11 protein-coding genes, 1 other RNA gene and 1 other annotated feature are annotated in these 14,888 nt (G+C 38.4%); of the genes, 11 read left to right on the forward strand and 1 reads right to left on the reverse strand.

Translation table 11 applies throughout. The features are described from left to right. The 6 genes from ACP3VS_RS05075 (at position 1) to ACP3VS_RS05100 (ending at position 7,034) form a co-directional block, all read left to right on the forward strand. Positions 1-915: a pseudouridine-5'-phosphate glycosidase gene (locus ACP3VS_RS05075; RefSeq protein WP_012295426.1), complete on the forward strand. Its 915-nt coding sequence runs from the start codon at positions 1-3 to the stop codon at positions 913-915. Between the two features lie 205 nt (positions 916-1,120). Continuing rightward, positions 1,121-3,316, forward strand: a complete 2,196-nt coding sequence (locus tag ACP3VS_RS05080) for a RelA/SpoT family protein (protein ID WP_012295425.1) — start codon at positions 1,121-1,123, stop codon at positions 3,314-3,316. A gap of 27 nt (positions 3,317-3,343) precedes the next feature. Next, entirely contained in the window at positions 3,344-3,784 is a 441-nt protein-coding gene (gene dtd / locus ACP3VS_RS05085; RefSeq protein WP_012295424.1) for a D-aminoacyl-tRNA deacylase, read from the forward strand. A gap of 71 nt (positions 3,785-3,855) precedes the next feature. Further along, on the forward strand, positions 3,856-4,071 hold the full coding sequence (locus ACP3VS_RS05090; protein ID WP_036162229.1) for a DUF2642 domain-containing protein: 216 nt from the start codon (positions 3,856-3,858) through the stop codon (positions 4,069-4,071). A gap of 105 nt (positions 4,072-4,176) precedes the next feature. Further along, complete coding sequence (locus ACP3VS_RS05095) at positions 4,177-5,484, forward strand: MarR family transcriptional regulator (RefSeq protein ID WP_230586143.1); 1,308 nt, start codon at positions 4,177-4,179, stop codon at positions 5,482-5,484. Positions 5,485-5,627: 143 nt separating this feature from the next. Then, positions 5,628-7,034, forward strand: a complete 1,407-nt coding sequence (locus tag ACP3VS_RS05100) for a YfcC family protein (protein ID WP_012295421.1) — start codon at positions 5,628-5,630, stop codon at positions 7,032-7,034. A gap of 45 nt (positions 7,035-7,079) precedes the next feature. Here ACP3VS_RS05100 and ACP3VS_RS05105 read toward each other — a convergent pair whose 3' ends face one another. Further along, a complete protein-coding gene (locus ACP3VS_RS05105) occupies positions 7,080-8,660 on the reverse strand; it encodes an SH3 domain-containing protein (protein WP_031419273.1) in 1,581 nt (526 codons plus the stop codon). Positions 8,661-8,824: 164 nt separating this feature from the next. Then, positions 8,825-9,067 (forward strand) — a binding site (T-box leader). Between the two features lie 213 nt (positions 9,068-9,280). On the opposite strand from ACP3VS_RS05105, the gene hisS reads away from it, so the two are divergent. From hisS to ACP3VS_RS05130, 5 genes are all read left to right on the forward strand, one after another. Continuing rightward, positions 9,281-10,549 (forward strand): histidine--tRNA ligase, encoded by a 1,269-nt coding sequence (hisS, locus tag ACP3VS_RS05110; protein ID WP_426388428.1) that lies wholly within the window; start codon positions 9,281-9,283, stop codon positions 10,547-10,549. A 61-nt stretch (positions 10,550-10,610) separates the two neighbouring features. After that, complete coding sequence (gene aspS / locus ACP3VS_RS05115) at positions 10,611-12,380, forward strand: aspartate--tRNA ligase (protein WP_012295418.1); 1,770 nt, start codon at positions 10,611-10,613, stop codon at positions 12,378-12,380. A gap of 138 nt (positions 12,381-12,518) precedes the next feature. Beyond that, positions 12,519-12,718, forward strand: a non-coding RNA gene (gene ssrS, locus ACP3VS_RS05120) — 6S RNA. A gap of 259 nt (positions 12,719-12,977) precedes the next feature. Beyond that, positions 12,978-14,138 carry an N-acetylglucosamine-6-phosphate deacetylase gene (gene nagA / locus ACP3VS_RS05125; RefSeq protein WP_031419270.1) on the forward strand — a complete coding sequence of 387 codons (1,161 nt, stop codon included), beginning with the start codon at positions 12,978-12,980 and terminating at the stop codon, positions 14,136-14,138. A gap of 26 nt (positions 14,139-14,164) precedes the next feature. Beyond that, positions 14,165-14,887, forward strand: a complete 723-nt coding sequence (locus tag ACP3VS_RS05130; protein WP_031419268.1) for a GntR family transcriptional regulator — start codon at positions 14,165-14,167, stop codon at positions 14,885-14,887. Position 14,888 lies beyond the last annotated feature (1 nt).

Consider the following 14,888-nt stretch of genomic DNA (forward strand, 5'->3'; position numbering starts at 1 on the left):
ATGAAAGAATTCATCGTATTATCAGAAGAAGTAAAAGCAGGACAAGCAAAGGGTTTACCAATCGTAGCTTTAGAATCAACGATTATTTCACACGGTATGCCATACCCACAAAACGTACAAACTGCCCGTGAAGTTGAGCAAATTATTCGTGATAATGGTGCCGTACCTGCAACAATTGCGTTAATTGATGGGAAAATTAAAATTGGTTTATCAGATGAAGAGCTTGAAATGTTTGGGAACGCACAAGGTGTTGCTAAAGCTTCACGTCGTGACCTTGGCTACCTACTTGCGACAAAAAAACTTGGAGCGACAACAGTTGCAGCTACAATGATCTGTGCAGAGCTAGCAGGCATTGAGATCTTTGTCACAGGTGGTATTGGCGGTGTTCACCGTGGGGCTGAAACGACAATGGATGTCTCTGCTGACTTAGAAGAATTAGCTCAAACAAATGTTGCTGTCATTTGTGCTGGTGCAAAATCTATTTTAGATATCGGCCTTACATTAGAATACCTCGAAACAAAAGGTGTACCTGTAGTTGGCTATGGTACAGATGAATTACCAGCATTCTACACACGTCAAAGTGGTTTTGATGTAAACTTCCAGCTTGATACACCAGAAGAAATTGCCGAAATGCTAAGTGCAAAATGGCAATTAGGTTTAAAAGGAGGAGCAGTTATTGCTAACCCAATCCCTGAAGCAGAAGCTTTAGAGCATGGATTTATTACGAATATAATTGAAAAAGCTTTAGTTGAAGCTGAAGAGAATGGTATTCAAGGTAAAAACGTGACACCATTCCTACTAGGTAAAGTAAAAGAATTAACAGAAGGTAAAAGCCTTGATGCGAATATTGCATTAGTGAAAAACAATGCAGTAGTGGGCGCAAAAATTGCTGTAGCTTTCAATCAATTACACTAATTCCCTTGTCGAAACAAAGACTCTTTGTGACATCATGTCGCAAAGGGTCTTTTTCATTAAAAAGGAGAATATATTTTCCATTTTTAATACTGTTCACGAGATTAACTAAACTAAATGACACAGTCTCTTTACAATGGGCTACAAAATTTTATACAATTAAGTTTATATCTAATCTGAAAAATTTGACGAGCAAGGTGGACATGTTATGGCGAAAGAGCAAATTTTGACTCCTGAGGACGTTTTTGAGTTAGTCAAATCCTACATGAATGATGAAAATGTCGCATTCGTGAAAAAAGCATATGAATTAGCAAGGGATGCCCATATTGAGCAATTCCGTAGCTCTGGTGAACCGTATATTATTCACCCAGTACAAGTAGCGGGTATTCTAGCTGAATTACAAATGGACCCAGAAACTGTAGCGGCAGGTTTTTTACATGATGTTGTCGAAGATACAGATTTTACGCGGGATGATTTGGTACGGGAATTTGGCGAAGAAGTAGCGGTACTTGTGGACGGAGTTACAAAATTAGGGAAAATTAAATATTTATCAAAAGAGGCGCAGCAAGCAGAAAATCATCGAAAAATGTTTGTAGCCATGGCGCAGGACATCCGTGTCATTTTAATAAAGCTAGCAGACCGTCTTCACAATATGCGTACGCTAAAGCATTTGCCTGCCGAAAAGCAAAGACGTATTTCGAAAGAAACATTAGAAATTTTTGCACCGCTTGCACATCGTCTTGGAATATCGACTGTTAAATGGGAGCTTGAAGATACAGCTCTTCGCTATTTAAACCCACAGCAATATTATCGTATTGTCAGTTTGATGAAGAAAAAGCGAGATGAGCGTGAAGCATATTTGGACAATGTCATGGCTGAGATGAAATCACAGCTGAATGAAGTTGAAATTGATGCAGATGTATATGGACGTCCAAAGCATATTTACAGTATTTATCGAAAAATGGTGCTACAAAAAAAACAATTTAATGAAATTTATGATTTATTAGCCATTCGTGTATTGGTCGATAGTATTAAAGATTGCTATGCCGTATTAGGGATTGTGCATACGCTGTGGAAGCCAATGCCAGGTCGTTTTAAAGATTATATTGCTATGCCAAAACAAAACCTATATCAATCATTACACACAACCGTTATTGGTCCATATGGGGATCCGTTAGAGGTACAGATTCGTACGAAGGAAATGCATAAGATTGCTGAGTACGGGATTGCGGCACACTGGGCGTATAAAGAGGGGAAAAAGGCTGACCATCAAAAACAAAATGTTGATCAAAAATTAACATGGTTCCGTGAAATATTAGAATTTCAAAATGAGTCTTCCAACGCTGAAGAGTTCATGGAATCCTTAAAATTTGATCTGTTTTCTGATATGGTTTATGTCTTTACACCTGAAGGTGACGTCATTGAATTACCTGCTGGTTCAGTGCCAATCGATTTCGCCTATCGTGTCCATTCTGAGGTTGGGAATCGTACAATAGGAGCAAAAATTAATGGCAAAATGGTACCGCTTGATACACCGCTGAAAACGGGAGACATCATTGAAATACTTACATCTAAACAATCCTTTGGGCCAAGCAGAGATTGGCTGAAGATAGCACAATCCTCACAGGCAAAAAATAAAATTAAGCAATTTTTTAAACGACACTTGCGTGAGGAGAACATTGTCAAAGGTAAAGAGATGATTGAAAAAGAAATCCGTTCGCAGGATTTCGATTTAAAGGAAACAATGTCTGCAGAAAATCTCAAACGAGTATGTGATAAGTTTAATTATACAAATGAAGAGGACTTATATGCTGCTGTTGGTGTAAGCGGCATAACGGCACAACAGGTTGTTAATCGTTTAGCTGAAAAACGCCGAAAAGAGCGTGAACAGGAAGAAGCCTTAGAAAAAATCGAACAAAAAATGAAAAATCCGATTCCCCAAAAACGTACGGAATCAGGTGTCATTGTTAAGGGTATTGATAATATGCTCATTCGACTTTCACGCTGCTGTACGCCTGTTCCAGGAGATGATATTGTTGGCTTTATTACAAAAGGTCGTGGCGTATCAGTGCATCGTGCTGACTGTCCTAATATTCAAATTGAGGATGAGCAGGAGCGTTTAATAGAGGTCGAGTGGGAGCATGGTGTTATCCCTGAGAAAAAGGAATACCCAGTAGATATTGAGGTTTCTGCTTTTGATCGACCTGGTATTCTAAATGAGATTATGCAAATTGTTAGTGAAACTAAAACTAATATTTTAGCGGTAAGTGGCCGGGCTGATCGTGATAAAATGGCCACGATTCATTTAACAATCTCTATTTCAAATATTTCGCATTTGCATAAGGTAGTAGAGCGAATTAAACAAACACCTGATATTTATTCGGTACAACGAGTTATCAATTAAGCAACAGTTAGAATTGGGGTTATTGAAATGAAGGTAGTATTACAGCGTAGTAAAGCAGCTTCTGTTACAGTTGACGGAACTGTCACAGGAGCCATTGATAGTGGCTACGTTCTTCTAGTTGGTATTACACATGAAGATACTCAGGAAGATGTCGCTTACTTAGCAAAAAAAGTAGCCAATTTACGCCTTTGGGAAGATGCTGATGGAAAAATGAATCATTCTATTTTAGAGCAGGGTGGCGCTATTTTATCCGTCTCGCAATTTACGTTATATGGGGATGCAAAAAAGGGAAATCGTCCAAGTTTCACAAGTGCTGCAAGACCAGAAGTAGCAGAACCGCTGTGGGAAGCTTTTAACCAAGCATTACGTGAACACGGTTTACATGTGGAGACTGGCATTTTTGGTGCAATGATGGATGTTGCTCTCATTAATGATGGTCCAGTGACAATACTTCTAGAGTCAAAATAATGGTACATTTCCTATAATTCCTTCATATACTAAAGAGTATGGTTAGTTTTATAGGAGGGAGTGTCAAGTACATGGCGCAGACAGGAAGTATATCCAATCCATATTTATACGAAACTCTTAAAATGATGATTGGTCAGGCTATTGTAGTGCAAACAGAAAAAAATATTCAAACAGGTATTTTATTATCCATATTACCTGACCATATTATTTTAGAGATTAGTCGTACACCTTTCTTCATACAGTTGGAGGAAATTGTATGGGTTACATTGGAAACAACAACAAAATGAGTATGTGTGAACCTTCGTTGATGGAAGGTTCTTTTTTATTTATTTACGTTATAATGAATGAGTTTAATTATTAGAAAATTCGATTTATTAGAGAGGTTGAAAATTATGCAAACAATAGCGATTTTAGGTTCTTTGTTTTTTTGGAATAATATAAAGGAGCATTTTACAGCATTTCCTCAAGTACAATTTATTCATTTTCCATACACGCACCCTGAACAGTGTGTGGACTTGATGGACACAGCGGCATCGCAATCGGATATGGTATTATTTGCTGGCTCTATTCCCTATTACTACTGCTATGAAAAAATAAAGGCGTATTCTATACAGGCGACATATCTCCCTTTTGATGAATTGTCATTAGCCCTTTCGTTATTATCTCTACACCATCATGAACGAATAGAACTGAGCGAATTGTCGATAGATTTGCCTAAAAAGGATAGCTTTTATCAAGTGATGAAGCAGGCAGGTATTGCATCTACAGGTGTGTATGTAAAAGATTATGCATGGGTCCATGAAAAACCGGAAAAAATAGCAGATTTGAGTATGGCTGATTATGTCCATTATCATAAGGAGTTATATGAAGCTGGAAAGACTAGATTAGCTCTTACTAGCCTTCACGCTGTTTTTATAGAGCTACAGCAATTAGGAATACCTGCGAAGTATATGGTTGAAAGTAAACAAACGTTTACAGCAGCCATTACAAGAGCCCTAGACGCGTATCATCATCAATTATTGGCGTCCTCGCAAATTGCTGTTGTCTCTATTTATAGCCAAGAAAATTTATCTCACCTGCATCCTGTATTTCTAAGTACTTTAGAAACATTAAGCGATCGTTTACAGGCAAAGGTCATGCCAGCACAGCACGAGCCTTATTTAATTATTTCAACTAGAGGGGTAATTGAAAAACTTGAACCTTCGTATTTATGCTCCCTAAAGGAACAGCTTGAAGAGCAATTTGCCACTTTTTTCAGAGTGGGAGTGGGCTATGGTTATTCGCTGCATGAGGCAGAAGCGCATTCATCTCAGGCTTTGTTTTTTACAACCAAATATAGCGAGACCTCTACAGTAATGTGCTTGGTGGATGAACATAATCGATTACATGGACCATTATTTGAAAATAATAATAACGTAGCTTTAAGTACTAATAATAAAAATATTTTAGAGATTGCAGAAAAAGTGAAAATGAGTGCTAAAAATATTAATGTTATGAAGCAATTCATGTTGGTAACAAATAATCGCCCATTTTCCGCTGCTGAATTAGCAGACTATATGAATCTGTCACGTAGATCTGCTGAACGGATAATTAATCGTTTAATGGAACAGAACTATTTTACATTTGCAGGGGAGGAGCACCCTTATCATAAAGGGCGTCCAAGAAAGCTCTATAAGGCAACGACAAAATGGGAAATCTGAAATAATAGAAAATTAACACTTTACAATAAATTTGAACTAATGTATATTTATTTTCAATTAACGACATATAGCGACAAAAGGGTGAGGGGGGATTTTTGACAGAGTTTGCTAATGTCAAAGTCTATCAATAGGTTGGTGATATTTTGGAAAATGAACAGCGTGTAAAAAAGAAGAGTTGGCTGAAAGTACCTCATACATATACGATTATTTTTGCTATTATTTTTCTAGCAGGTATTGCAAGCTATATTATTCCAGCAGGTGAGTTTGACCGAGTAGAAGATCCAGAAGGACGTATGCTTGTGGTGGATGGGAGCTATCATCATATTGACAGTAATCCAGTCTCTATTTTTGAAATGTTTACAGCTATACCGATGGGACTTGAAAAAGGTGCCCAAATTATCTTCTATATTTTCTTAGTTAGTGGTGTATTTGGTATCATTCGTTCGACAGGTGCTATCGAGGCTGGTGTTTATAAAGGTGTAAAAGCATTAGAGGGTAGAGAGAAGCTATTAATTCCATTATCTATGATTCTATTCTCTGTTGGTGGTTTTACAATGGGGATGGCAGAAGAAACGATTATTTTCGTACCGATTGGCGTAGCAATTGCTCGTGCTATGGGCTTTGATGCGGTGACAGGAACTGCCATGATTACACTAGGAGCAGCCAGTGGATTTTTTGGTGGAATGCTTAATCCCTTTACGGTTGGTGTTGCGCAGTCATTAGCAGACGTTCCTTTATTCTCGGGGATTGGTTTCCGTGCAGTTGTCTATATTTTTGTATTAAGTTTTGCTATTTTCTATGTATCTCGCTATGCTTTTAAGGTAAAAAAGAATCCTCAAGCAAGTGTGATTTATGAGATTGAACAACAGGCAAAGTCTAATGTGTCTAAAATCGACATTCCTTCATTAACAGGGAAACATAAGCTAGTATTTATTGTCATGGCATGTGGCATTGGATTTAATATTTATGGTGTGTTTAATTGGGATTGGTTTTTAACACAATTAACGGCTTCATTTTTGATTATGGGCTTAATTGCAGGACTAATTGGCGGTTTAAAGCCTGGCACTATTTTCGACTCCTTTATTGATGGGGCAAAGGCAGTAACGTTTGGTGCTCTTATTGTAGGCTTTGCACGTGCTATTACAGTGGTTTTAGAGCAAGGGAAAATCATTGATACGATTGTTTATGCAGCATCCGAGACAATCGGGCATTTACCGCATGCTATTAGTGCAATCGGTATGTTGTTTATTCAGGCCCTTTTGAATTTATTTATTTCATCTGGTAGTGGACAGGCGGCAGCCACTATGCCAATCATGATTCCGATTACTGATTTATTAGGATTAGAACGACAAGTTGCAGTCTTAGCTTTCCAGTATGGAGATTCATTAACAAACTCAATTATTCCTACTTCATCTGCGTTAATGGCCTATTTAGCTGTAGCAGGTATTCCATATGAAAAGTGGATTAAATTCATTTGGAAGATGATACTTGGCTGGGCAATAATTGCATGTTTAGCATTAATAGCTGCAGTAGCATTAGGTATTTCTTAAAATATGAAAAAAGCTGTGGAAAAGATCATTCCACAGCTTTTTGTATTATTCTTCATCCGCATTAAAGTAATTTAAGATGCCTTGATATATTCCAAGAGTAGCCTGCTCACGGAATTTAGCCGTGGTGATGGAACGCTCTTCACTAGCATTACTTAAGTAACCTAATTCAATAAGCACGGCCTTTTGTCGATTTTCACGTAGCACTAAGTAGTTGCCTTGTTGGGTTCCACGATCTCTCAAATCAATTTTACTCGAAAGTCCATCGTGTATTGCCTCTGCAAGCCCTTTTTGATTACTATTCATATAATAAGACGTGAAGCCGTTAATAGAACTATCATCTGTTGCATCATAATGAAGACTAATAAAGGCGTCTGCCTCATACTGATGGGCAATTGAGACTCGCTTTCGTAATGCCACATATTCGTCCGACTCTCTTGTCATAACAACATTGGCACCTGCTGCACTTAGCTTAGAAGCAAGGAGAGTGGCTGTTTTCAAAGTAATTCCTTTTTCTTCTGTTCCTCGTTGACCTGTTGTCCCATGGTCATTGCCCCCATGTCCAGCATCTACAACAATGGTTAATCCATTTAATGTTCCTTTTTTACGAGGTTCTTGTGGATCCTTTTGTGGGATGGAAGTTTTATTGGAGCTCGTTGTGACAACCCAATTCGCAACAAACGCTGTTTCTTTGTCTAATTGAATTTCGTAAAAATCATTTTTTACGCCGACGATTGGATAGGTTTTACCAGCATCTACTCGTTCGATAACTTCAGCTGCAGTTGACGCATCAGTTCGCAAGTTTGTCCCATTATAAATAATGGTAACGGATTCTAAATCTTTTGAAGAGGACGATTTAGATGTACTCTTTACTTTATTTGAAAAAGTACCGTAAAAACTATAGACCCATCCAGCTTTTTTATCATTGTACTGAATTTGTACCCAATTGTGCTCATGCGCAAGGACTTTATAAGCCTGTCCTTTAGTAACTGTGCCAATTTTTTTGGCATTCAAGTCAGGTTTTTTACGAACATTCAGTGCATCCACCAAAATAGTAAAGGTTGTATCTTTATTAACAGGAGTAGTTGTTGTAGAAACCTCTACAGAATCCTCTTTTGGCTTGGTTTCTTTTTTAGGACTGTCGTTAATCGTCACATAATCCTTAGAGACCCAACCGGATTGTCCATTCCAATCAATTTTTGCCCATTCATTATTTTCCTCTATAAGGTTAGCTTGGTTACCCGTAGAAAGCTGTCCAAGAACAGCTGAAGAAATATCTGGATCAGTGCGAATATTTAAACGGTCAACCTGTGAAATAACAGTTTTATCAATGGTTTTTTGAGTGCTTGTAGAGGCAGTTAGCCAGGATGCTACCCAGCCTTCATAGCTACCTGCTTTTACTTGTATCCAATCACCTTCACGATCAATTGAAGTTAAAGGATCACCTTCTTCTAAAGTTGTAATAATTGGATAAGACAATCCAGGACCCTCACGTAAATGAAGAATCGTACCTGCTACTTTTAAATCACTAGTATCAGCGGAAGCATTTTGAATAAAGTTCTTATTTGGAATCGCAATTGTTACTATTAGTACGAAGATGATAATACTATGTAAAATTTTTGTCCTCATCAGATTCCTCCTATTCCTTGTGCTATTTTACCATGCTTTTGTATAATAATTCGTGGTAAAAAGGTAATGGAATTTAATATTTTCGTTACTGTCTGATGAAAAATACAAAAATAGTTGACATTAGGTTAGCTAGTGACTAACATAAAGGGTAATCGAAAAATGATTAATCGCTTATGACCAAGCAAGTAGCGTGTACCTCTATTGGAACAGAGAGGGAAAGACTTAGGCTGCAATCTTTCCTACAAAAATGTATGACGTGAATAACACTTGAGAGGCTTTTTTCTGAAAGGCAGTGCCTAGTAGGAAAAAACGGAATCGGCCGTTATCCGATTACGAGGAGGACACATGTAAAATTTTGTGTCAACTAGGGTGGAACCGCGGAAGCTTATACAGCTCTCGTCCCTTGCATAGGCAAGGTGACGGGAGCTTTTTGTGTTGTCCAAAAACATGGAATGCTTTTTATGAACCGGTTTGTGCTCAGTATGAGAATGTCCGCTACTCGCTCTGCATGAGGTAAACCAGCTTAGTCTCGATAAAAATGTCTTAAATGTGGCGTAATCTCGTCTAAACTTGGCGAGAAAATGGCTAAATCATAGGCAATCAATATAGGAGGGAATTACATGAGTTTTAAAGTGCCAAGAGGGACACAAGATATTTTGCCAGGCCAATCTGAAAAGTGGCAGAAGGTTGAAGCAATTATTCGTGATATTTGTCGTGTTTATCGCTACAACGAAATACGTACACCGATTTTCGAGCAGACTGATTTATTTGCACGTGGTGTAGGGGAAACAACGGATGTTGTCCAAAAAGAAATGTATACATTTGAGGATCGTGGAGGTCGTTCATTAACACTACGTCCTGAAAATACAGCTGGTGTTGTACGTGCATATGTTGAACATAAAATGTTTGGTGCTCCCGATCAACCTGTTAAGCTGTCATATTTAGGACCTATGTTCCGCTATGAGCGTCAACAAGCTGGTCGCTATCGCCAATTTGTTCAATTTGGTGTAGAGGCAATTGGTTCAGCAGATCCTGCAATTGATGCAGAAGTCATTGCTCTTGCAATGGATGTCTATGAATCAGCTGGCTTAAAGGATTTAAAATTAGTGATCAATTCACTGGGTGATAAAGAAACACGTGATACGCACCGTACAGCTTTATTACAGCATTTTGAGCCACATATTCATGAGTTTTGCTCAGATTGCCAAAATCGTTTACAAAAAAACCCATTGCGAATTTTAGATTGTAAGGTGGATCGTGAGCACCCATTAATGAAAACAGCTCCTGCATTAACAGAGTTCCTTACAGAGGAATCGGCTGCTTATTTTGCTCAAGTGAAATCATATTTAGATACTCTCGGCATTACGTATGTGGTTGATCCAAATCTTGTAAGAGGACTGGATTATTACAACCATACGACATTCGAAATTATGTCAACGGCATCTGGCTTTGGAGCTATTACAACACTTTGTGGTGGTGGACGATACAATGGTCTGGTACAAGAAATAGGCGGTCCAGATGTAGCTGGTATTGGTTTCGCTTTAAGTATTGAACGTTTGTTATTAGCACTTGAAGCAGAAGGTGTTGAATTAGATACGGCTTCTGGATTAGACGTTTATATTATTGCCATGGGTGAGGATGCAAAGCAAAAGGCGGTAGAGTTAACTAGTACTTTCCGTGCAAAGGGCCTTGCAACAGAGATGGATTATTTAGATCGTAAAATGAAAGCCCAAATGAAATCAGCTGACCGTCTAGGGGCAAAGTATACAATTGTCCTTGGTGAAACAGAGCTTGAAGAGCAAGCGGCTGCTGTGAAACATATGGAATCTGGTGAGCAGCACAAGGTTGCATTTTCAGAGTTAGTCAATTATTTATCACAACAATCCTAAACAAAGATGGCATTTCTCGTTGAATGCTACATAATCGAATTTATTTTGGAGGAATTTAACAATGGCTACTAGAACACATGCTAGTAACGAGCTTTCAGAAACGTTACAAGGCGAAAAAGTCGTATTAAAAGGATGGGTACAGCGTCGTCGTGACCTTGGTGGATTAATTTTCATTGATTTACGTGACCGTACAGGTATTACACAAGTTGTCTTTAGTCCAGACGTTGCAGAAGCGCATGCATTAGCGGATAAAGTGCGTAGTGAGTATGTAATTGAAATAGAAGGGACAGTTATCCTACGTACAGAGGACCAAATCAACCCGAATGTCCCAAATGGTAAAATCGAAGTGGAAGCCACGCGATTAGTCGTCATTAATACAGCAAAAACTACACCATTCCAAATTGAAGATCGTACAGACGTATCAGAAGATTTACGTTTAAAATACCGTTATCTTGACCTTCGTCGTCCAGTTATGTTTGATACTTTCAAAATGCGTTCTGATGTTACACGTACAATCCGTAACTTCTTGCAAAACGAAGGTTTCCTAGAGGTCGAAACTCCAATTTTAACAAAATCAACGCCAGAGGGTGCTCGTGACTATTTAGTGCCATCCCGTGTCCATGAAGGCGAATTTTATGCGTTACCGCAATCTCCACAGCTATTTAAACAATTATTAATGGTTGCTGGCTTTGAGAAGTATTTCCAAATTGCACGTTGCTTCCGAGATGAGGACTTACGTGCTGACCGTCAACCTGAGTTTACACAGGTGGACATTGAAACAAGCTTCTTAACACAAGAGGAAGTTTTAGAAATGAACGAGCGATTAATCCAAGCAGTGATGAAAGAAGTGAAAGGGATTGATATCCCTGCACCATTCCAACGCATGAAGTACCAAGAAGCCATGGATCGCTATGGTTCTGATAAACCAGATGTACGTTTTGGATTAGAATTAGTGGCTTTAAATGATGTTTTTGAAGGCTGTGGTTTCAAGGTGTTTGCTGATACAGTGGCACAAGGAAAACAAGTAAAAAGTATCAATATTAAAGGTGCAGCTGACAAATATTCCCGTAAAGATATGGATGAACTAACTAAGTTCGTAGGTATTTACGGCGCAAAAGGTCTTGCTTGGTTAAAGGTAACAGAGGAAGGCTTAAATGGTCCAATCGCAAAATTCTTCGATGAGGCGTTAGCGGCAGCATTAATCGAACGAATGGGTGCGGAAGTTGGCGATATTCTAGTATTCGTTGCGGATAAAGCATCTGTTGTAGCAGCATCTTTAGGGGCACTTCGTACGAAATTAGGTCAAGACTTAGATTTAATCGATGAATCACAATTTGCATTCCTATGGATTACAGACTGGCCATTATTTGAATACTCTGAGGAGGACGGTCGTTATTATGCGGCTCACCATCCATTTACACGTCCGTTTGACGAGGATATTCCGTTAATGGATACAGATCCATCAGCTGTTCGTGCACAGGCATATGATATCGTATTAAACGGCTATGAGCTTGGTGGTGGTTCACTACGTATTTACGAACGTGACCTACAAGAAAAAATGTTTGAATTACTTGGTTTCTCAGAAGAAGAAGCTCAAGCTCAATTTGGTTTCTTATTAGAAGCATTTGAATATGGCGTGCCACCACATGCTGGACTTGCATTTGGTCTTGATCGCTTTGTGATGCTTTTAGCAGGCCGTCACAATTTACGTGATACAATTGCATTCCCAAAAACAGCAAGTGCAAGCTGCTTAATGACAGAGGCACCAAGCGAAGTATCTCCTGAGCAACTAAGCGAGTTGAGTTTGGCGATTAAACCATTTAGAAAATAATTAATAATACGAAATACCTGGATTTCCTAGCAAAAAATGTTGGGAATCTAGGTATTTTTTGCGTTTTTCAAGAAATCATAGATTATTAGATATAATCGTTTGAATTATCAGAAAAGTAATGCTATGATAACTGTAATACGAATCCTGATGTGTTTGTCTAACTGCTAATTCTACTTCAAAGTTTTGACCGAACACTAACGAATCGGGAGCCTTCATTTTGTAGTCGCAAACATGCCCCTAGCGGAGCGGGACGTTTAAAGCTGCAAAGCGGGCACCCCCCTGCAAATTGCGGGTTCAAAACGAATGTTTCTTGGCATTACGGCACAATTGGGATTCGTCCTATACATAGGGTTGAAAAGGGGCTGATAAAAAAGCTCCTTTTTTATGTGAAAATGAATATATACCTACCATGCAGGCGTATTAGTTTTTTTCAGAATGATTTCAAAGAATTAAATATAATGTATGAAAAATTTAGAAAATAGAAAAAACAGCTTTATATTTTTGGTAAATCGGCATATAATTGGTATAGACAACTATACCTTGAAGAGGATGTTGAAAATTTCTCAGAGCTTTTAATATTTAGCTGGAGGTGAAATTTTGAAGGATACGCTATTAATCTCCCATGTCACAATGATTAATCCTGAGGGAAGACCATTTGAGGGTGATATCTATATTCAGGATGGTGAAATTGCCCAAATTGGCCGCAACTTTAAAATGGAAGCCGCTCAATATATAGATGGTACAGCTAAGGATTGGCTTCTGCTCCCAGGTTTTATTGATATGCATATTCATGGTTCAGCTGGTCATGATACGATGGATGCTACTCAACAGTCCTTACATGCCATAGCTCGTTCTTTAGTGCAAGAAGGTGTTACAAGTTTTCTTGCCACAACGATGACACAATCCATTGGTAAAATTGAAAGCGCTTTAATGAATGTAGCAAAATTCCATCGTAATGTAGGGGAAGCCAATTTATTGGGCATACATGTGGAGGGTCCATTTGTTTCGAAAATACGTGCTGGTGCTCAGCCAGTAGCTTACATGATTAGTCCTACGATTGAGCAATTTGCTCATTGGCAAAACATTAGTAACTATCAAATAAGACAAATCACGATGGCACCAGAAATAGAGGGCGGCTTTACATTTCTTGAAGCACTAATGAACTTTCATGTCATTCCATCAATTGGTCACTCTGATGCTTCAATAGAGGAAGTCCAAAAGGCAGTAGCTTTGGGTGTAAATCAGGTCACTCATTTATATAATCAAATGCGACCCTTTCACCATCGTGACCCTGGTGTTGTGGGAGGAGCATTACTAGACGACAAAATTAAGGTTGAACTTATTGTCGATTTTGTGCATAGTCATCCTCAATCAGTGATGTTAGCATATCGTATGAAGGGTGCAAAGGGCATTATACTTATTACAGATGCAATGCGTGCGAAAGGGTTAATATATGGCGAATATGATTTAGGCGGGCAAACCGTGTTCGTGAGCGAAAAAGGTGCTCATTTAGCAAACGGAGCATTAGCTGGGAGTATTTTAACGATGGAGCAGGCAGTAAAAAATATGAAGGCTGTTACAAATTGTTCACTTCAAGAAATAGTTGCCATGTCCTCTACGAATGCTGCTGAGCAGTTAGGGTTGTCCAAAAAAGGACGAATTAAAGAAGGTTTTGATGCAGATTTTGTATTGCTTGATCGAAAATTAAATGTGCAAAAAACTATTTGTCGAGGTAAAGTTGTATTTGAGAAATCATAAATGAGGCGATAAGGATGGTGCAAGAATTGTTAGAGAAAAATTCTCATATACCTATCTATATACAAATAGAAGAGATTATTAAACAACGAATTTATTTAGAAGAGTACAAAATTGGTGAGACAATACCTTCAGAACGAGAGCTTTCTGCACAATTTGATGTTAGTAGAATGACTGTTCGTCAGTCCATTACTAATCTAGTGAATAGCGGTTTGTTATATCGTGAAAAAGGAAGAGGTACCTATGTTGCCAATCCAAAATTGGAGCAGCCGTTAAAAGGCTTAACAAGTTTTACTGAGGATATGCGAGCAAGAGGGATGGAACCAAGTAGTAAAGTGTTACGATTTGAAAAAATCATACCACCAGTGGATATCGCAAGGGATTTAATGATGGAGCCAGGAGAAGAAGTATTTTATGTCGTACGAATAAGAAATGCCGATTCACAACCAATGGCGATTGAAAAAACATATATACCTGTGAAAGTATATCCGGAGTTAGATGAGAAGCAAATAATGGGCTCTCTCTATGCATTAATTGAGGCGAAGTTCCATCAAAAAATTGGTAATGCCGTTCAACAAATGGAAGCAGCTATTGTGTCTAAAGAGGATGGTAAGTTTTTGCAGATTAATCAAACAGCACCTGTTTTAATTATTAAACGTACGAGTTATTTATCTGACGGTCGACCGTTTGAGCTTGTACGTAGTACGTATCGTGCTGATCGCTACAAATTTATAAGTGAAATTAAAAGGTGAT

It is taken from the genome of Lysinibacillus sp. VIII_CA (assembly GCF_049943995.1).
Classification (GTDB): Bacteria; Bacillota; Bacilli; order Bacillales_A; family Planococcaceae; genus Lysinibacillus; species Lysinibacillus pinottii.